Raw genomic sequence first — 18,678 nt, 5'->3', positions numbered from 1 at the left:
GCCATGCCGAACGAAGACAGCGGTGGATCGGATCGGGCGCGGCAAGGAGCGTCAGGTCAACTTGCGTTTCCTCGCCATGGCCATTCTCAGCACTGACCTGGAAATGCGGATAACCAGCTGGAACGGAGGGGCTGAAAAGCTCTACGGCTATGTCGCCGAAGAGGTGATCGGCGAATTGGTGACCATTCTGGTCCCGAATGACCGTTCTGCAGAAGAGGCCGCAATTATCGATCAGATCCGGAGTGGTCACGAAGTCTTGCCACATGAGACTATCCGGAAACGCAAGGATGGTAGTTTGGTCGAAGTTTCGCTTGCCGTAGCTCCGGTCTATGACGAGTCTGGCCAAGTGGTTGGTGCCTCCAAGATCGCTCGGGATATTTCGCAGCGGAAGCGGGCGGAGCGGATGCAGTCGGTGTTAGTTCATGAAATGAAACATCGCGTCAAGAACATCCTCACCACTGTTTTGGCGATTGCCCGTCAGACCCTTGGCGACGGCCTTGGCCAAGCAGCCGATACGTTCAGGTCACGGCTGATGGCATTGGCGCGGGCCCAGGATCTGGTCACAAACGAGCAGCGCGACGGCGCGGATCTTCGGGACATCATCAATGAGGTGATCGCTCCGTATCCAGCCAAGCAGTTCGTCATCACCGGGCCACCAATCTTGCTGTTACCTAGAACTGCACTGGCATTTGCACTAGGACTTCATGAACTCGCGACAAACGCCGCGAAGTACGGTGCCTTGAGCGCGGAGGACGGTGTTGTCAGCATCGACTGGCAATATTCCGAGGACGCTGGACTGAAATTTGTGTGGCGCGAAGCCGGAGGGCCAACCGTGTCCGAGTCGGGAGGAACGGGCTTTGGATCGGTCCTGATCAAGGAGGTGCTTCCCGCCGAATTTATGGGCGAAGTGATGATGGAGTTCGAAAGTACGGGACTGATCTGCCGATTGACGGCTCCTGCGTGGGAGGATCTGGCGACCGTTTGAAGCAATCCCTTCGGGAACAATTCGAGAAAATGCGGGTTCTCACATATGAATTTCATTACGGGAGGATCTGATGAGCGACGATCACCATGAGGAGTTTTGGGACAGGCTTGAGGACATTCGTGCGGGTATGCTCGAAGTACGCGGAGCCTTTCTGCCGATGTCTCATAGCGTTGAGCCCGAGGATGGCAACTTGTGGTTTATAACCGCAAAAGGGACACAGATGGCCGAGGCCGGCGTCAAGAGCGAAGAGGCGCGCTATATTGTAAGTGATAGTGCTCATGGCCTTCACGCCGAGGTGAAAGGGCGTCTCGAAATATCGAACGACCGCGCGAAGTTGGATCAAGTATGGTCTGCAGTTGCTGCCTCCTGGTTTGAGGACGGGAAGGACGATCCCGATTTGGTGCTTTTGCGATTTAAACCCTCTTCGGCGGAGGTTTGGCTTGGCCCCGAAAGCGGTCTGCATTTTCTGTACGAGCTGCTGAAGTCAAAAATGAGTAAATCAAAGCCTGATTATGGCAAAAAATTCTCGCTCCGCTTAGGTTAGTTGAAACACTGCAAGAAAACTGTGTTGGTGCGGGTTTCGTTCGCGATATGCCGTTGCCTTTTTTAGGGTGGTTTGCGGTGGCACCTGTCGCGCTTTCCAGTGCCAAAGGAGGCTTAAACGATCGTGTGGGCTAAGAAATCTTCCCGTCGATCTTTGAGCTGGCAGACAGGACCAACCGCGTTGCAGAGCGGTTAGAGCAAGTTGTGCCAATATCTTTCAGGGCCCAGGAGCGATCATGGAGCAGTCAGACACCCGTGAAGACGATCTACGCATCGGCACACCACTTTGGGTAAAGACGCCACATAGCCGTGTTCATGCAAGCAAGCGCATTGCGAAAAATCACGCCGATGTTGTGGTCGTTGGTGCGGGCATCAGCGGCGCGTTGACTGCCGAGGCACTGAGCCGGCAGGGATTAAATGTTTTGATCCTCGACCGGCGTCCTGCGGTTCGCGGCTCGACGCCTGCGTCGACAGCCATGATCCAGCATGAAATCGACACTCCTTTGACGCGACTGCAAGAGCAAATTGGGGCTCGCGCGGCAAATGCCGCGTGGCTGCGCTCGGTTCGTGCGGTTCATGATCTGGTCGCACTCGCCGGTGATCTTGGTATTGCTTGCTCGATGGAAACCAAGCCTGCGCTCTATTTGGCGGGCAACAGCATGGGTGCACGGGCCCTGAAAGCAGAGGTCGAAGCGCGTTTGAAAATCGGTATTGAAGCTGAATACCTCAACAAAGGCGAGCTTTTGGCTCGCTACGGGCTGGATCGTCCTGCGGCGGTTCTCTCGCAGGATTCTGCTTCGGCCAATCCGGCCCAGTTGACGGCGGGATTGTTGAAGGCTGCTCTAGGTCGAACGGCGCGGCTGGTTTCTCCGGTCGAGGTGACCGATATGGCGCAAATGAACGGCGCGGTCGCGCTGGCGACACGAGACGGACAGGTCATCATGGCGGGGCATGCCGTCTTTTGCACTGGCTACGAGTATTTACGGCAGATGCAAACGTCCAGCCATCATGTGACCTCGACCTGGGCGCTTGCCTCGCGTCCGATCAAGCACCTGCCGGAATGGATGAAGTCCACGATCGGATGGGAGGCCTCCGATCCCTATTTATATTTTCGAACCGATCCGGCCGGACGAATTATTGCAGGCGGTGAGGACGAAGAAGCGGCAACGACGAACAGTGACCCTGAAAAGCTCGAGGCCAAGGCCAAAATCATCGCAGAGAAGCTATTCAGCCTGACAGGCGTCAGGGTCGGTCGACCTGCCTATAGCTGGGCTGCCCCTTTCAGCGTGACCCGCGACGGGTTGCCGATAATCGATAGAGTGCCGGGATTTGACCGGATCTTTGCCGTCATGGGGTTTGGCGGGAACGGTATCACTTTTTCGATGATCGGGGCGCAGATCGTCGCTGCATGGATCGCGGGGGAAGGGGATCCGGACCAGGCCATTTTTCGCTTCCGCTAGTCCTTGCGTCGCATTAGCCGGTTGACTGGAACAAATCAAGAACATACATCTTCGAACATGGCTCAGAAGACGCTTCAACAAAAATTGGCTATCCTGTCCGATGCCGCAAAGTACGATGCTTCATGCGCATCAAGCGGGACGACGCGGAGGGATTCGCGTTCGGGTGGGATCGGGTCGGCGGGCGGTAGCGGCATATGCCATGCCTATACGCCAGATGGCCGCTGCATCAGTCTTTTGAAGATTTTGATGACAAATTTCTGCATTTATGACTGCGCCTACTGCATCAATCGGGTCAGCAGCAATGTCGAGCGGGCACGCTTTACGCCCGATGAGGTCGTCACCCTGACGCTGGAGTTCTATCGCCGCAATATGATCGAAGGGCTTTTCCTGTCCTCGGGCATCATTCGCAGCCCCGACCAGACTATGGGCGACATGGTTCGTATCGCGCGGATCTTGCGTGTTGAGCATGGTTTCAAGGGCTATATCCATTTGAAAACCATTCCGGACGCAGCCCCCGAGCTGGTTTCCGAGGCCGGTCTTCTTGCCGACAGGATCTCCGTTAATATCGAGCTGCCGAATGATCGAAGCCTCAAGCAGCTTGCGCCGGAAAAGCGCCCCGAGACAATCCGGTCCACAATGGCGAATGTGCGCCTTGCACGCGAGGCCGCGAAAGAGCGCAGCTTTACAGGCAGGCGCCCTCCGCGCTTTGCACCGGCAGGGCAGTCAACGCAGATGATTGTCGGCGCCGATGGGACAAGTGACCGCGATATTTTGCGCACCTCGGCAAACCTTTACACAGGATATGCGCTAAAACGGGTCTATTATTCAGCCTTCAGTCCGATCCCGCACGCATCCCATGCTTTACCCCTTATTAAGCCGCCTTTGTTGCGTGAGCACAGACTTTATCAGGCTGACTGGCTGATGCGATTTTATGGCTTCGATGCCGATGAGATCGGCAGGACGCGTCCTGACGGCAATCTTGATCTGGATATAGATCCCAAACTGGCATGGGCCTTATCAAACCGTGCGCTCTTCCCGGTTGACGTTGCGCGGGCCAGCAAAGAGGAGCTTTTGCGCGTTCCTGGCTTCGGCACAAAAACCGTTGGCCGGGTCTTGGCTGCGCGCAGGAATACGGCGTTGCGATTTGCTGACCTGTTGCGGATGGGGGCAAGCATGTCCAAGGCACGCGCCTTCGTGACTTTGGCTGATTGGCATCCTGGGGCGCTGGTCGACAGCGAAGGGCTGCGGGATCGGTTTGCACCGCCTCCCGAACAGCTTTCACTTTTCTGATGATCCGTGTCGACCTTCCGAGGTTTGATCGCTTCGACGCTTGGCGCGATGCGGCGCGGCGCTTGGCCGGTGCCGGGATCGCAGGGGAGCATATCCAATGGGCGCAGGAAGGCATGCAGGCCGACCTGTTCGGGGCAGAGCCCATCCCACCATCGGGGTCAATCGAGGTTCTCGCCAGTCACGATTTCCTTTCGCTTGCCAAGACAGTCGGCTTTCACTCCGACTCCGAGCGTTGGGCGCTGCTTTATCAGGCATTGGTCAGGTTTCAACACAATCGCGACTTCTGGGGCAACCCCGCTGATCCGTTAATGATCAGGTTGAATGCACTGGCGAAGTCGGTGCGTAGGGATCTTCATAAGATGCATGCTTTCGTGCGGTTTCATGAGGTGGACAATGCGGGACCGCGCCGAGCATTTGCTGCTTGGTTTGAGCCGGAACATCCCATCCTGCAGGCGGGCGCACCGTTTTTTGCCCGTCGTTTTGCGGATATGGACTGGATGATTGCGACGCCCGAGGGGGTCGCTTGTTTCGACGGAGCATTGCGGTTCTTGGAGCCGCAGGTCCGGCCGGATCTGCCACACGATGCGAGCCATGAGCTTTGGCAGACCTACTTCATCAATATTTTCAACCCGGCAAGGGTGAAGATCAAAGCGATGAAATCTGAAATGCCCCTCAAATACTGGAAAAACCTGCCGGAAACGAAGTTGATCGAGGAAATGCTTGCCGATGCACCGCGGCGGGTCAAAGCTATGGCTGAGGCGGGAATGAGTAATCCTCCGGCTTTCGCCGCCAAGGTGACGGCGTCGGTGAGGGTTCCGTCCCCTTCCAGCGAACCGAACACAATGCAAGAGGCACAAAAGCAAGCGGCCTCGTGTACGCGTTGTTCCCTCTGCCACGATGCGACCCAGACTGTCTGGGGCGAAGGGCCGGTCAACGCCTCGCTTATGATCCTTGGAGAGGCGCCAGGTGATCAAGAGGATCTTGCAGGCCGCCCCTTTGTGGGTCCCGCAGGGCGCTTGTTGCGCACCAACCTCGAGGATGTAGGACTTGCGGCGGAAGAGATCTGGTTGAGCAATGCCGTAAAGCATTTCAAATTCGTCTCTCGAGGCAAGCGACGCCTGCACCAAAGCCCGAATGAAGGGGAAATTAAACATTGCCGCTGGTGGCTCGACCTCGAGCGTCGCCTTCTATCGCCCCGCTTGACTGTCGCGCTTGGCGCAACTGCCGCGTCTTCCCTAACCGGCAACCGAGCCCCGCTTTCCCCTCGGCGCGGCAATGTGGAAACTGCGCTTGACGGCGGCCCCGTGCTGATAACGTGGCATCCGAGCTTTATTCTGCGGCTGAACGGGCCGGCCAAACTCAAGGCTTTAGCGCAGTTTAAAGGTGACCTCAAATACGCAGCAGGCCTATTGCAGTCTCAAACTTTGCGGCTGCATGGGAGACCCTAGCACGGGTTTCGGGTGGTCACGCATTGGCGGAAGGCGAAGCCTAACGTCGGTGATGTTCGGTTGCCCTGCGCGGCGGCGTCAAGCACCGTCTATTGGAGGGACCGGAACGCCCAAAGCCGTGGCGAGCTCGATGGCGTGGTCCTGTTCCTGGACCAGGATTTCTCGAAGTGTTTCTGCCAGTGCAAATTCGCCCAAAGCTTCGCATTGACGAATGCGCTGGCGGTAATTCCGAATGGTTTCGATTTCGTTGTCGAGATCGAATTTAAGAAGATCCTTTGCATTCTCGGACATTTTCACAGGCTTTGGAACAACCGTGGGCACGCCGCCGAGATAGTCGATCTGTTTGGAAATTCTCAGCGCATGTTGGAGCTCTTCCTTTGCGTGGTTTTCAAGCTCACGAGCAATCGTCATATATTCGGCGCCCGTGATGACCTGTGAGTAGACGACGTAAGCAATGATCGCTTGATACTCTCGTGCAAGGTCCTCGTTCAGGAGTTCGATCATTTTCTTACGATTAATTTGATGGTCGCCTTGTGTCGTGGGTGATTTTTCCATTTTACAAACCTTTCATTTACCGGCTCGATCACAAGCCGATCAAATCGGACCTTGAACCAACGGTCTTTCTCGGAGGTTTGTTCCATTGGTATCCGAAAGGGGGCAGGCGCGTGCTCCTAATCGCAACCTGCGCAGGAGAATTCCGAGTGGTCAGGCCCAAAAGTATCGCCACCCTCCCGCACCTTTATCTTCAGCGATATCTGGGGACGTGGTTCGAAACTTTCCGCATTACTCTGAAGTGGGAAGACCAGGGTATGCAAGACATTACCGCACCCATAGCTCGACGTACCATGCCTGTGTGAGGGTGGATAACCTCTCTCTCAAAGGAAAATTAGGGCGGCCACCGAACAAAGCTGCAACCCGAGCACACAGACCACGCTTCGCCCAATAGGAGAGTGCTTGATGCGGGGGGGGCCGCCACCGGTGAAAGACTACCACTAAACTCATATTATCTCATGGCCGAGACTTTGGAACCACAGTCCTTTGATCACGTTGCCTTAATGGAAGCTTTCTAAGACGCACCGATCCCATTCTTCCCGGACACGCCGCTTCCATTATCTTCGGGATGCAGTGAAGGAGTCATTATGAACAGCATCATTTATCTCGTCGGCCTTGTCGTTATCGTCCTATTCATCCTTGGCATGGTGGGGTTGCGCTAATGTCGGACACCATTCCCGGAGGAAAACCTCCCGTCAGCGATCGGGGTTATGTTGATCTTGGCGCCGTCGTCGCAGGTACCGTGGTCGCCGTCGGCGCGTCGATTGTCTTCAGCGCATTCGGTGCGGCTATCGGGCTCGGCTCGGTCTCGTTTGACGAGAATGGCGGGATCAGCATATACGGGCTCATCCTGACGGCGCTGTTTGCGGTCATCTCGATGGTCCTTGTCTACATGCTTGGCGGCTATATCGCCGGTCGGCTTCGCAGGCGTGTTGATGACGCGACCCCCGACGAAATCAAGGTCCGCGACGGAATGCATGGTCTCGTTGTCTGGGGCCTCGGCACGATCTTGAGCGCGCTGGTTTTGAGCAGTGCCGTCACCGGGACGGTGAAAGCCGTCGGCAGCGTTGCGGGAACCACCTTGGAAGCGGCGGGCTCTGCCGTGGGTGGCGTGGCGCAGGGCGCAGGCCAATTGGCCGGCGGCGTTGTCTCGGGCGCGGGCCAGTTGGTTGGCGGGGTCGCGCAGGGTGCGGGCCAAGCCGTGGCCCCCACGATCGAGCAGTCGATGCCCAACGGCCTCAGCGCAAATCCGATGGATTACATCTCGGATAGTTTGCTGCGTCCGGCTGAAAACGTGCCCGGCCCTATGACCGGCCAGCCCGGCAATGCCAAAGAGGAAATCGGCCAGATCCTCATGAACCTGATCCGCACCGGCGAGATCAGCGATGAAGACAAAGCCTATCTTCGCCAAGTGGTTGCGGCCCAAACCGGTCTGAGCCCGTCGGAGGTTGATGCCCGCGTCGATCAGGCCCAACAGCGCGCGCAAGCGATCCGCGATGCGGCCCAGAAAAAGGTCGATGAGGCGAAAGCCCAGATCGAGCAGATGAAAGCCGATGCGCAAAAAGCTGCGGACGAGGCCAAAGCGGAGGCCACGAAAGCCGCCGAAGAAGCGCGTGTCGCCGGCATTCTGACTGCCTTCCTGCTGGCCGCTGCCGCTTTGGTTGCCGCTGCTGCGTCCTATATCGGCGCGACGCGGGGCGGCGAGCATCGTGACGAGGGCCGCATTTGGGGCGGCTTGAGCCACCGCCGCCGCTAAAGCCGGCCCCTCTTGAGGAAATGAAGAAGCCCGGGCGGTTGACGCTCGGGCTTCGTCGTTCAGGGCAGCGGCACCTCGAAAACGGCTTCCCCGCACAAAAGCGCGCGCCCGCTGCTCGTCCAGCCTTGAAAGGCGGGATCGCTTAGCGAAAGCCCGCCGGTATAGCTGCCGAAAGCGGGCATGATCAGGTGATGATCGGTGACGACGAAGCTGCGAAACCGGCGCCCTGCCAGCGGATAGACGGGGTGTAGATGGCCCGAGACATCGGGGCCGTCGCCTTTGATGTGGCGAAAGATCGGGCGGGTGCCAACATCATGCCGGACCACACCGCCAAAGGGCAGGGCTTGGCTGTTCGGGTCGTGATTGCCGGTGATCCAGATCCAGTCATGCTGGCGGGTGAGGCGGTCCAGCCGCGCCAGATGCGGCGCGCCGATTTCGCTGATCGCGGTGTGGTCGTCGAAACTATCGCCAAGCGAGATCACGGTTTCGGGCGAAAGCAGGGAGATTTCGCGCTCGAGCCGGTTCAGCGTTTCCTCGATCTCGTAAGGCGGCAGCAGGATATGGCGCTGGCGGGCATAGCGCGTGCTTTTGCCCAGATGCAGATCGCTGACGACCAGCGTGCGCTTTTGGGGCCAATAAAGCGCGCCGGAGGGGCGCGCGACAAAGCCCGTTTCCGAGAAAGAAAAGGCGAAACCCTCAGGCGTCATCGGCATCCTCGCGGATGGTATCAAGGCCGGATTCCGCCATTAATTGCTGCGCCATGCGCTGTGCCGCGGCCTCTGATCCCGCGCCGAGGATCTTAATGCGGCCCATCTCCAACAGCAAAGGCGCGGCCAAGGGCGAGGGGCGGTCAAGCCGCACCAGTTTGGGGGTCGGGAATTGCAAAAGCGCCTCTTGGATGCGAGAGAAATCCAGCAAACCGTGGCGGATATCTTGGGCGGTCGCTTGCAGCAGTAGGTGGTCGGGTTCATGGCGGCGCAGCGCATCATAGATGATGTCTCTGGAAAAGCTGGTCTGCTTACCCGTTTTGCGCGCCCCGATCTGGTTGCGTTGCAACAGCCCCGCAATCGTCGCGACATTGCGGAACGAGCGGCGCAAAAGCGAAGTCTCGCCCAACCACTCATCAAAATTTTCCGCAATAAGCTGCGCATCCAGCAAGGGGGCGATGTCGCTGACCTGATCCAGCCCATTGACAAGAAGCGCGTGATCGGTCGCCAGAAAGCCCAAGGGATGCAGGCCCAGATCCTCCATCTGGCGGGTCAGCAAAAGGCCGAGCGTCTGATGCGCATTACGCCCCGCAAAGCCGTAAATCACCAGATATTCGCGGCCCTGATAGGGAAAGCTTTCGCATAACAGATGATCGCGGGCGGGCAGGGCGCTGATGCGCGCCTGCAGATCCAGCCAGGCCCTGACGGGCGGAGGTAGGCGCGACCACGTCTTGGGCGTGCTAATGATATCGAAAACGCGGGTCGAAAGTTCGAGCGAGGTCGAAAAAGTTTGCCCGCTGAAAGCCGCGATCTTGGGCTGGCGCGCGGGCTGGGGCGTTACCTCGATGGTCAGCTCGTGCATGCGGTCGTAGCGTACGGTTTTGCCGCCGATCAGGAACGTATCGCCGGGCACAAGCGTGGCGGCAAAGCTTTCCTCGACCTCGCCAAGCGCGCCGCCGCCACGCCCGCGAATCCGGACGCTGACCATTTCCTGACCGATGATCGTCCCGATATTCATGCGCAAGAGCCGTGCGGTGCGTGGGTCGCGCAACTGCCATCTTCCGTTGACCAAGATCAGGCGCTGCCAGCGTTCATAGGCACGCAGCGAATAACCTCCGGTCGCGGCGAAATCGAGGCAGCGGTCGAAATCGGCGCGGCTCAGATCGCGGTAGGGGCCTGCGGTTTTGACCTCGGCAAACAGGTCGCCGGCGTCAAAAGGACCGGCGCAGGCGGTGTTCAGGATATGCTGGCAAAGAACCTCCAGCGGGCCCGAGGGGCGGGGGCTGCCGTCCAGTTGACCCTCGGCCAAGGCATCAATCGCGGCGATACATTCGATTGTATCGAAGCGGTTGACAGGCACCAACCGCGCCACCGAGGGGCGGTCGTATTGGTGGTTCGAGCGCCCGATCCTTTGCGCCAAGCGCTTGATTTGATGGGGCGCGCCGATCTGGATAACCTGATCGACATTGCCCCAATCAATGCCCAGATCAAGGCTGCCGGTCGCGACGACCGCGCGCAAGGCGCCCGCCGCCATCGCATCTTCGACCTTGGCGCGTTGCTCGCGCGCAAGCGAGCCGTGGTGAAGGGCAATCGGCAAGGATGCCTCGTTGGCAAGCCAGAGGGCTTGGAAAAACAGCTCGGCTTGGGCGCGGGTGTTGATGAAAATGATGCTCGCATTTGCGGCTTCAATCGCGCGCAGAACATCGGGCACGGCATAGCGCCCGCCGGCCCCCGCCCAAGGGGCAGGCAGCGTGGTCGGCAAAAGCGCGACATCGGGTTTGGGGCCGGTGTCGGAAATCAAAAGCCGCGCGCCCCCCATGAAAGCCGCAAGATCCTTGGGGTGATCGACCGTCGCCGAAAGCCCTGTCGTGACCAGTCCGGGCGCAAGATGGCGCAGTCTTGCAAGGGCCAGCATCAGCTGATCGCCGCGTTTGCTCTCGGCCAAAGCGTGCAACTCGTCCAAAACGACGCGCCTGAGATTGCCGAAGATTTTCGCGGCCTCGGGATAGGTCAGCATCAAGGTCAGGCTTTCGGGCGTCGTCAGCAAAATCGCGGGCGGATCGACGCGCTGACGCCCCCTCCGCGCCGAGGGCGTGTCGCCGGTCCGGTCCTCGACGCGGATTTCCAGCGCCATATCGGCAATCGGGCGGTTGAGATTGCGCGCAACATCGACCGTCAGCGCCTTCAGGGGGGACACGTAAAGCGTATGGAGGCCCTGATGGGGCTGTCCGGACAGGTCGATCAGCGAGGGCAGAAACCCCGCCAGCGTCTTTCCGCCGCCTGTCGGCGCGATCAGCAGATGGTCTTCGGTCTGATCCAACAGCGCGAGTTGATGCGGATGGGGCTGCCAGCCTTGCGCGTCAAACCAGTCGCGAAACCGCGCGGGGAGCGTGGTCATAGCAAAGCCTCGAGCGCGGAAAGATGGTCGGCCTCAGCTGCGGGTTTGTCCCAGCGGATGCGCGCAATGCGGGGAAACCGCATCGCCAACCCAGCCTTGTGACGGGCCGAGCGGTTGACGCCCTCGAACGCGACTTCAAGCACCAGTTCCGGCGCGACCTGCCGCACGGGGCCGAAGCGCTGGGTGGTGTTTTTGCGCACGAAACGGTCAAGCTCGCGCAGTTCTTCATCGGTGAAGCCGAAATATGCTTTGCCGACCGGAACAAGGTCGCCGTCATGCCAAAGGCCGAAGGTGAAATCGCTGTAAAAGCCCGAGCGTTTGCCATGCCCCGATTGCGCGTAAAGCAGCACCGCATCCAGCCGCATCGCGTCGCGCTTCCACTTGAACCACGGCCCGCGCGGTCGCCCGCCGACATAGGCACTGTTGAGGTCCTTGATCATCACGCCCTCGATCACCACCGAGGGCGGGGCGGCGCGAAGGGCGGCGAGATCGTCCCAAGAGGCGAAATCCAGCCGCGGCGAAAGATCAATCGCGGCATGGGGCAGGTGCAGGTTTTCCAGCTTGGCGCGGCGAAGGGACAGCGGCTCGGGCCGGAAATCCTCGCCCTGCCACGACAGCAGATCGTAAAGGCGCAGATGCGCGGGCAGTTCCTCGCATAACGCGCGGGTCACGGTTTTGCGGCCCAAGCGGCGCTGCAACTCGCCAAAGGCCGCGATCTCGCCATTGTGCGCGACCAGAAGCTCGCCGTCCAACACGCCCTCGAAATCCATCATCTCGATCACGTCGGGGAAGGCCTGCGAGATGTCGTCGCCCGTGCGCGAATATAGCCTGCGCGTATCGCCGTCGGCCACCGCCTGCACGCGGATCCCGTCCCACTTCCATTCGGCCATGTAACGTTCGGGCGGCCGGGCCGAGAGTTCATCCAGCGTGGTTGGGGTCGAGAGCATGACCGGACGAAATGGCGCTTTCGCGTGGTTTTGCGGCAGATCGCCACCGGCGAGCCAGTGGAAAAGGTCCTCGTAAGGGGGCGTAAGACCGTGCCAGATTTCCTCGATCTGCGAGATCTCGACCGCGCCCAAACCCGACAGCGCCACCCGAGCCAGCCGCGCCGACATTCCCAAGCGCAGGTTGCCGGTGGCAAGCTTCAGAAAGGCCAGCCTTTCATCTTTGGGCAGCTGGTCCAGAACCGCCGCGATTTCCGTGCCCTTGCGCCCCGTGGCCTGAAGGACCGCAATCGCTTGCGACAGCGGCATATCGGAGTAGGTGGTGGGTTCGGGCCATAAAAGCGCGATGGTTTCGGCCAGATCGCCGACGAAATCATAGGACAACGCGAATAGCTGCGGGTCGACCCTCTCGCCGATCAGCTTTCGCAGCAGGCTTGGGCTGACATTGCGCAAGGTCAGCTCGCCCGTGATCGCGGCCAGAGCCCAGCCGCGGTCAGGGTCTTGCGCGGTTTGCAGGTAGTGCTGCAAATGCGCGATCTTGCCGTTGCGCGCACCGGTAAAAGCCAGCCGTTCCAAAAGCGCGGCGAAGTCTTTCATTCGGGTTCATCTTCATAGCCCACCAAACGCAACGGCTTTGCGGGCAGTTGGTTCAACGCGCACCACCGCAGTACGCCGTCTTCTGTGCCGTGGGTGACCCAGACCTCTTGCGGCGCGATTTCTTGCAGCGTGCCGGTCAGTTCCGGCCAATCGACGTGATCCGAGATCACCAGCGGCAGTTCCACCCGCCTTTGCCGCGCCCGCGCGCGAATGCCCATCCACCCCGAGGCATAGCCGATCACCGGATCCTTGAATCTCTGGACCCATGGCGTCGAAAAAGCCGAGGGCGGCGCGATCACCAGCCTCGGCCCCGAGGGATCATCGACGCGCACCAGATGTCCCAAGTCGATTCCTTGCGAGATATGGTATTGGCACAGCCGGATCAGCGCTCCGTGAAGCCCGATCGGCGCGTCATAACCCGCCGCCCGCAACAGCGCGATCAGGCGCTGGGTCTTGCCAAGCGCATAGCCTCCGATCAAGTGGTGACGGTCGGGGAATTCCTCCATGCTGCGCAGAAGTTTGGCGATTTCAAACGCGGGGTCCGGGTGGCGGAACACGGGCAGGCCGAAGGTGGCCTCGGTGATGAAAACCTCGCATTCCAGCGGCGTGAAGGGCGCACAAACCGGATTGGGCCTGCGGCTGTAATCGCCTGAGACGACAATGCGTGGCCCCGATTTCGGCAGCAGCCGGATCTGGCACGACCCCAGAATATGCCCCGCCGGATGAAAGCTGGCCGAGACATCGCCCAGGGCGATTTCGCCCTCGGCCGCTTGGGTTTCGCGGGCAAAATCCTCGCCATAGCGGATCGCCATGATCTCGAGGGTCTGGCGGCTGGCCAAGACCTTGCCATGGCCCGCGCGCGCGTGATCGGCATGGGCATGGGTGATCAAGGCGCGCTCGACAGGGCGGATCGGGTCGATGAAGAAATCGCCAAGCGGGCAATAAAGGCCTTCGGGGCGAGGGTGCAAAATCTCTTCGGCGCGGATCATCTGGGGGTTCCCTTGCGCTTGACCGACGGGGGCGGGATCATCTTGGGATAACTGGGTCGGAACAACTGACTTGCAAAGACATAAGATAGCTATGCAAGTGCCTCATGTCTTGAAAACAGTCCAATTTTTGTCTGCACCCATGCTTAAGTTAGTCACCTCAGGGGCGCATAGCTGACGTGCTCCTAGAGTTTCCCCCCCAACAGGTGAACAAAGTCCTTCGCGACGCGTTGAGGGGGAACGAGGATCGCAGTGCCGCTGACACCTTGGCGGACCTGAATGTGTTAGGCCACCCGTAGGAGAGGAAGCTATGGCGAAATCGAACACCCATGCGGAAAAGAACCCTGCTTCTGTGCCGGAGCAAAATGGCACCAACAGTGACCCGATCAGCGCGCCGTTTGTGCGAGAAACCGGCAACGGTGGCGAACTCCACCAGGTGACGGATGACAAGGCCGTCCGTCTGACCACGAACCACGGGGTGCCGATTGCGGACAACCAGAACAGCCTCAAAGCCGGGACGCGCGGACCCACGCTTCTTGAAGATCTCGTCCTGCGCGAAAAGATCTTTCACTTTGACCATGAGCGGATCCCAGAGCGGATTGTCCATGCGCGCGGCTCGGTCGCACACGGCACGTTTACGGTCAACAAGGCAATTCCCGAACTGACCCGCGCCGCGCTGTTCCAGAAAAAGGGCAACAGCTGCGATGTGTTCGTTCGCTTCTCGACCGTGGCGGGCGGGGCTGGCTCGGTCGATACGCCACGCGACATTCGCGGCTTTGCGGTGAAGTTCTATACCGAAGAAGGCAATTGGGATCTCGTTGGCAACAACACGCCGATCTTCTTCATCCAGGATGCGATGAAGTTTCCCGATCTCGTCCATTCGGTGAAAATGGAAGCTGACCGCGGCTATCCGCAGGCCGCTTCAGCCCATGACACCTTCTGGGATTTTGTTTCGCTGATGCCGGAAACGCTTCACAATGTGATGTGGGCCATGTCCGATCGTGGCATTCCGCGCAGCCTGCGTTTCATGGAAGGCTTTGGCATCCACACCTTCCGCCTGATCAACTCCGAGGGTAAAGGGTCGTTCGTCCGCTATCACTGGAAGCCGCGTTCGGGCATCCAGTCGCTGATCTGGGACGAATCCGCGAAACTTCAGGGTGCCGATAACGATTTCCACCGCCGCGACCTCTATGAGGCGATCAATGCGGGAAGCTATCCCGAATGGGATCTGGGCATTCAGGTTATCGACCCCGATTGGGCGGCCAGACAGCCTTATGACATCCTCGATGCGACCAAGTTGATCCCCGAGGAAGAAGTGCCGGTCCAGCTGATCGGGACGATGACCTTGAACCGTAACCCCGACAACCATTTTGCCGAAAACGATCAAGTCGCCTTTCTGCCGTCGAATATTCTGCCAGGTATGGATTTTTCGGCAGATCCTCTTCTGCAGGGGCGGCTGTTTTCCTATCTCGATACGCAAAAATCCAGGCTGGGGACCACGAACTTCCATCAGATCCCGATCAATGCTCCGCGCTGCCCCATGCACAACTTCCAGCGCGACGGTATGATCCAAACGCAGGTCCCGAAAGGCCGCGCCAATTACGAGCCGAACTCGCTTGCCAAGGCCGGAGAAATCGGCGGACCTCGGGCCGATGCGAAGGGCGGCTTTCAAAGCACCACCGACACGGACGCCTTGGGCAATGATGCGACCCAGAAGGTTCGGCTGCGTTCGGAGACTTTTGCCGATCACTATAGCCAACCGCGCATGTTTCTGCGGTCGCTGTCAAAGCCAGAGCTCAATCATGTCATAGGAGCGCTGGTGTTCGAGCTGTCCAAGGTCGGCATCAAAGCCGTCCGCGAAGCCGTCCTCGCACAGTTGCGCAACATCGACGACGAGGTGGCGCAGCGGGTCGCAAACGGCCTTGGCGTGGACAAGCTTCCGGGCGCTGCTCCGGCCGCAAGGCAAGCGGTGGATCTGCCGCCCTCACCAGCGCTGTCGATCCTGAAACACAAGCCGCCTGCGCCTAAAGGGCGCAAGCTGGGCGTTTTGGTTGGCGATGGAGCAGATGTTGCGGTCGTAAAGGCGCTTCAAGCCGAGGCCGAAGCGGCCGGCGCAAGCTGCATGATCGTCAGCCAGAAGGTTGGCGGCGCCAAGCTGTCGGACGGCTCCGTTCTTCCGGCTGACGGCCAGCTTGCCGGCACGCCTTCGCTCATTTTCGACGCGGTGGTCATCACTACAGGCAAAGAGGGCTACGAAGCGCTGATCCAAGATCCCGCAGCGCTTGAATTTGCAGCCTTGGCATGGAGCCATCTCAAGGCTCTAGGCCTCTGCCCAGGCGGCCGCAAGATTCTCGACAAAGCCAATGGGGGTCAGGACGAGTTCACATTGGACCATAAAGACGCCAAGGGCATCATCGCTAAGTTGGCCGACCGCGCCTGGGTTCGCGAGGAAGTGTTGCGACCGACACCATGAGCGCACAGAGCGTTGATGATGTAACCACCGCCTGACGGCATCTGTATGCCAAGGTGGATCTCTCAAGATCCATAGAGGGGAGCGGTCAGGTCGGAGATAATCACGGGTGGGCTCGATCTGGCGAAGAATGTGTTTCAGGCGCATGGCGCCGACGCCACGGGGCGGGCGGCGCTGCGCATGAAGCTGAGACGGGATCAGGTTCTGGATTTTTTTTCGCCGCCTGGCGCCGTGTGCGGTGGCGATGGAAGCCTGCGGCGGCGCACAACTCTGGGGCAGCGAGCTTTGGCAAGCTCGGGCACGAGGTGCGGTGGATCCCTCCCGCCAAAGTGAAACCCTTCGTCAAGCGCCAGAAGAATGATGCCGCTGTTGCAGAGGCGATCTGCGAAGCGCCTCAGCGCCCGACGATGCGCTTCGTGCCGGTGAAGAGTGCAGAGACGCAAGTGGCAGCGATGGTCTTCCGCATGCGGGAGATTCTGATCCGGCAGCGCACACAGGCGATCAACGCCCTGCGTGGGCATTTGGGCGAGTTCGGTCAGATCGTGCCACAGGGTGCTGCAAATGCTGCGCGGCTGATTGCGATAATCGTAGACCTGGACAGCGGCCTGCCTGCCGAGGCCCGCGCCACGCTTGATGTGCGGGTTGCGGCGCTATGGCACCTCGAGACGGAGATCGGGAAGCTGGACGCAGAGATCAGCCGACGGGCCAAGGGAAACGAGGTCGCACTGCGCCTGATGACGATCCCGGGCATCGGCCCCTGATCACCACGGCCATCGCCACGCTGGCGCCTCGCCCGAAGTATTCCGGAAAAGCCGGGACTTTGTAGCATGGCTCGGGCTCATGCCCCGCCAGCATTCGACAGGCGGCAAACAGCGGCTTGGCGCCACGACGAAGATCGGGGAACGGGCTCTGCGGCGACTGCTGATCATCGACGCCAAGAGCGTGATAATCAAACGGCACGTGCATGTCTCGACACGACCAGGCACCTGGTTGGGCGGTATGCTAACGCGCAAGCCGCCGATGCTGGTGCGGGTGACTCTGGCGAACAACATGGCGCGCATCGTCTGGGCTATGATGGACCACGGTGACGTATACAAGCTCCGGCTGCAGCGGCATAAGCCGTCAAGGTCGCGAGGACGTTGGAGCAAAAGAGGGCAAGGAGACGTTTGGCGCAACGGCCGTAAGACGGGATCAGAGAGATCAGCCTGCAACAAAGTGCCTTCGAGCACGCGGCGCTGATATGCGACCTGATCCGCGAACACCATACGGGCCGGCGGCATGACGATGGCCGCAAGAGAGCCCGGATACATGTCAGCACCCGACAGCGCGCGAAACTGCTCCACAAACCCTCTTGCGCAGAGGGCGCTTATACATGTTGCTGAGTTCGGAGCGAGTTCGAAATTCCCCCTTTCCCGTTCAGGCTTAAGTTACGCGCTCAATCTCGGTAGCGCAGAGGGCACGGAAACGGTTCATCAGCGCGATGCAGATCTGGATTTCGGTGGTCTGACGATAGGGATCGCGTGAGGCGATGCGCTCGCCGAAGGATCTGACGCACCGCATCTTCGCCTCGATCCGGCTTCGGAGATGATAACCCGCCCATTGCTTCCAAGTGGACCGGCCGAAGCGCTTGGTCGCACGCAGGATATCGTTGCGTACTCTGGCGGCTGGACAGTCCTCCTTCCACAGGCGACCGTTTCTGCGGATGGGTATGATCGTCGTGCCGCTACGATCCAGAATTGCGCTGTGGCAGCGCCGTGTATCGAAGGCACCGTCGCCCGTCACGGTCCCGATGTCCTCATCCAGCGGGATCTGGCTCAAAAGCTGGGGTAGAACCGGGCTGTCATCTTTGCGGCTCGAGGTAAATTTCACCGCCCGAATGTCGCCGGTGTCCGTGTCCATAGCCGAATGGACTTTGCGATTCTGGCGGCGACGATGCGTGCCATGCCTGCACGCCAGCCATTCCCCGTCGCCGAGAGAGTTGATCCCTGCCTGGTGATTTCCAAGAGCGGCTTAGGAACGAGATTCGAACTCGAACTATCTTCGCATAGGTATTCCGAGGACCTTGGATATTGCGAAACAGTGTTCAAATCCTGTCCCCGCAACCAATATCCAAAAAAACAGCGCCCAAAATGGGCGCTTTTTGCGTTCATAAATGAAAAACGAAGCTGGGAAAAAGGCAAAGCCTCCGTCATGCTCAAAAGCATGGCAGAGACACGGCCCCGAACCCGAAGCGCAAACCACCGCGATCTCCAACAGATCGCCGAGCTCTATCGCCATCTGCATCCCGAAGATCCGCAACCAGATCGCGCAGCGCTGGAGGCAAGCTTTGGCCGCTTCCAAGCCTATCAGGGAAGCGCGATCTTCATAGCAGAGATGGATAGCGCAATCGTCGCATCCTGCACGCTTGTCGTTGTACCCAACCTGACCCGCGGTGTGCGTCCCTATGGATTGATCGAGAATGTTGCGGGATGCCGGGTGGCAGGTGAACGACAAGCGTGTCGAGCGCTTGTGGCGACGAGACTGAGGAGGATCAGAAAACAGT

At 59.6% G+C, this 18,678-nt stretch carries 13 protein-coding genes and 2 pseudogenes; 9 read left to right on the top strand and 6 right to left on the bottom strand.

The window, feature by feature from the left end; all coding sequences use genetic code 11:
• The 5 genes from ACFFUC_RS12915 to ACFFUC_RS12895 all read left to right on the top strand — a co-directional run.
• Nucleotides 1-985: PAS domain S-box protein (locus tag ACFFUC_RS12915; RefSeq protein WP_377686811.1), on the top strand; the 985-nt coding region annotated here is incomplete at its 5' end.
• A 70-nt stretch (nucleotides 986-1,055) separates the two neighbouring features.
• Nucleotides 1,056-1,529, top strand: a complete 474-nt coding sequence (locus ACFFUC_RS12910) for a pyridoxamine 5'-phosphate oxidase family protein (RefSeq protein WP_377686809.1) — start codon at nucleotides 1,056-1,058, stop codon at nucleotides 1,527-1,529.
• Between the two features lie 235 nt (nucleotides 1,530-1,764).
• Nucleotides 1,765-2,988, top strand: coding sequence for an NAD(P)/FAD-dependent oxidoreductase (locus ACFFUC_RS12905; RefSeq protein WP_377686807.1), 1,224 nt, complete (start codon nucleotides 1,765-1,767; stop codon nucleotides 2,986-2,988).
• 57 nt (nucleotides 2,989-3,045) lie between these two features.
• The gene (locus ACFFUC_RS12900) at nucleotides 3,046-4,278 is read left to right on the top strand and encodes a putative DNA modification/repair radical SAM protein (protein WP_377686805.1); all 1,233 of its coding nucleotides are present in this window, start codon (nucleotides 3,046-3,048) and stop codon (nucleotides 4,276-4,278) included.
• Nucleotides 4,278-5,726 carry a UdgX family uracil-DNA binding protein gene (locus ACFFUC_RS12895; RefSeq protein ID WP_377686803.1) on the top strand — a complete coding sequence of 483 codons (1,449 nt, stop codon included), beginning with the start codon at nucleotides 4,278-4,280 and terminating at the stop codon, nucleotides 5,724-5,726. Before ACFFUC_RS12900 ends, ACFFUC_RS12895 begins: the two co-directional genes overlap by 1 nt.
• A gap of 78 nt (nucleotides 5,727-5,804) precedes the next feature.
• Here ACFFUC_RS12895 and ACFFUC_RS12890 read toward each other — a convergent pair whose 3' ends face one another.
• Nucleotides 5,805-6,281 carry a ferritin-like domain-containing protein gene (locus tag ACFFUC_RS12890; protein ID WP_377686801.1) on the bottom strand — a complete coding sequence of 159 codons (477 nt, stop codon included), beginning with the start codon at nucleotides 6,279-6,281 and terminating at the stop codon, nucleotides 5,805-5,807.
• Between the two features lie 658 nt (nucleotides 6,282-6,939).
• On the opposite strand from ACFFUC_RS12890, the gene ACFFUC_RS12885 reads away from it, so the two are divergent.
• On the top strand, nucleotides 6,940-8,034 hold the full coding sequence (locus tag ACFFUC_RS12885) for a hypothetical protein (protein WP_377686799.1): 1,095 nt from the start codon (nucleotides 6,940-6,942) through the stop codon (nucleotides 8,032-8,034).
• Nucleotides 8,035-8,093: 59 nt separating this feature from the next.
• On the opposite strand, the gene pdeM is transcribed toward ACFFUC_RS12885, so the two are convergent.
• From pdeM to ACFFUC_RS12865, 4 genes are read right to left on the bottom strand one after another with little or no spacing between them, the layout of a single operon-like run.
• A complete protein-coding gene (pdeM, locus tag ACFFUC_RS12880; RefSeq protein WP_377686797.1) occupies nucleotides 8,094-8,741 on the bottom strand; it encodes a ligase-associated DNA damage response endonuclease PdeM in 648 nt (215 codons plus the stop codon).
• Nucleotides 8,731-11,139 carry a ligase-associated DNA damage response DEXH box helicase gene (locus ACFFUC_RS12875; protein WP_377686795.1) on the bottom strand — a complete coding sequence of 803 codons (2,409 nt, stop codon included), beginning with the start codon at nucleotides 11,137-11,139 and terminating at the stop codon, nucleotides 8,731-8,733. Before ACFFUC_RS12875 ends, pdeM begins: the two co-directional genes overlap by 11 nt.
• Nucleotides 11,136-12,680 (bottom strand): cisplatin damage response ATP-dependent DNA ligase, encoded by a 1,545-nt coding sequence (locus ACFFUC_RS12870; protein ID WP_377686793.1) that lies wholly within the window; start codon nucleotides 12,678-12,680, stop codon nucleotides 11,136-11,138. The genes ACFFUC_RS12875 and ACFFUC_RS12870 overlap by 4 nt, the downstream gene beginning before the upstream one ends.
• Nucleotides 12,677-13,666, bottom strand: a complete 990-nt coding sequence (locus ACFFUC_RS12865) for a ligase-associated DNA damage response exonuclease (RefSeq protein WP_377686813.1) — start codon at nucleotides 13,664-13,666, stop codon at nucleotides 12,677-12,679. The genes ACFFUC_RS12870 and ACFFUC_RS12865 overlap by 4 nt, the downstream gene beginning before the upstream one ends.
• Before the next feature lie 310 nt (nucleotides 13,667-13,976).
• Between ACFFUC_RS12865 and ACFFUC_RS12860 the strand changes: the two genes are divergently transcribed.
• Together ACFFUC_RS12860 and ACFFUC_RS12855 are read left to right on the top strand one after the other, a co-directional pair.
• Nucleotides 13,977-16,139, top strand: coding sequence for a catalase (locus ACFFUC_RS12860; protein ID WP_377686791.1), 2,163 nt, complete (start codon nucleotides 13,977-13,979; stop codon nucleotides 16,137-16,139).
• A gap of 96 nt (nucleotides 16,140-16,235) precedes the next feature.
• Nucleotides 16,236-17,254: pseudogene (locus ACFFUC_RS12855) on the top strand (IS110 family RNA-guided transposase).
• Nucleotides 17,255-17,558: 304 nt separating this feature from the next.
• Here the strand turns inward: ACFFUC_RS12855 and ACFFUC_RS12850 are convergent.
• Nucleotides 17,559-18,122 (bottom strand): annotated as a pseudogene (locus tag ACFFUC_RS12850) (IS5 family transposase); the annotation flags it as partial.
• On the opposite strand from ACFFUC_RS12850, the gene ACFFUC_RS12845 reads away from it, so the two are divergent.
• The coding region (locus ACFFUC_RS12845; protein WP_512699900.1) for a GNAT family protein at nucleotides 18,042-18,678 on the top strand (637 nt) is incomplete at its 3' end. The pseudogene ACFFUC_RS12850 and the gene ACFFUC_RS12845 overlap by 81 nt on opposite strands.

This window comes from Paracoccus cavernae (assembly GCF_042430175.1).
GTDB classification, from domain to species: domain Bacteria; phylum Pseudomonadota; class Alphaproteobacteria; order Rhodobacterales; family Rhodobacteraceae; genus Paracoccus; species Paracoccus cavernae.
Note: the sequence above shows the minus strand (reverse complement) of the source record. Positions and strands in the feature narration are given on the sequence as shown.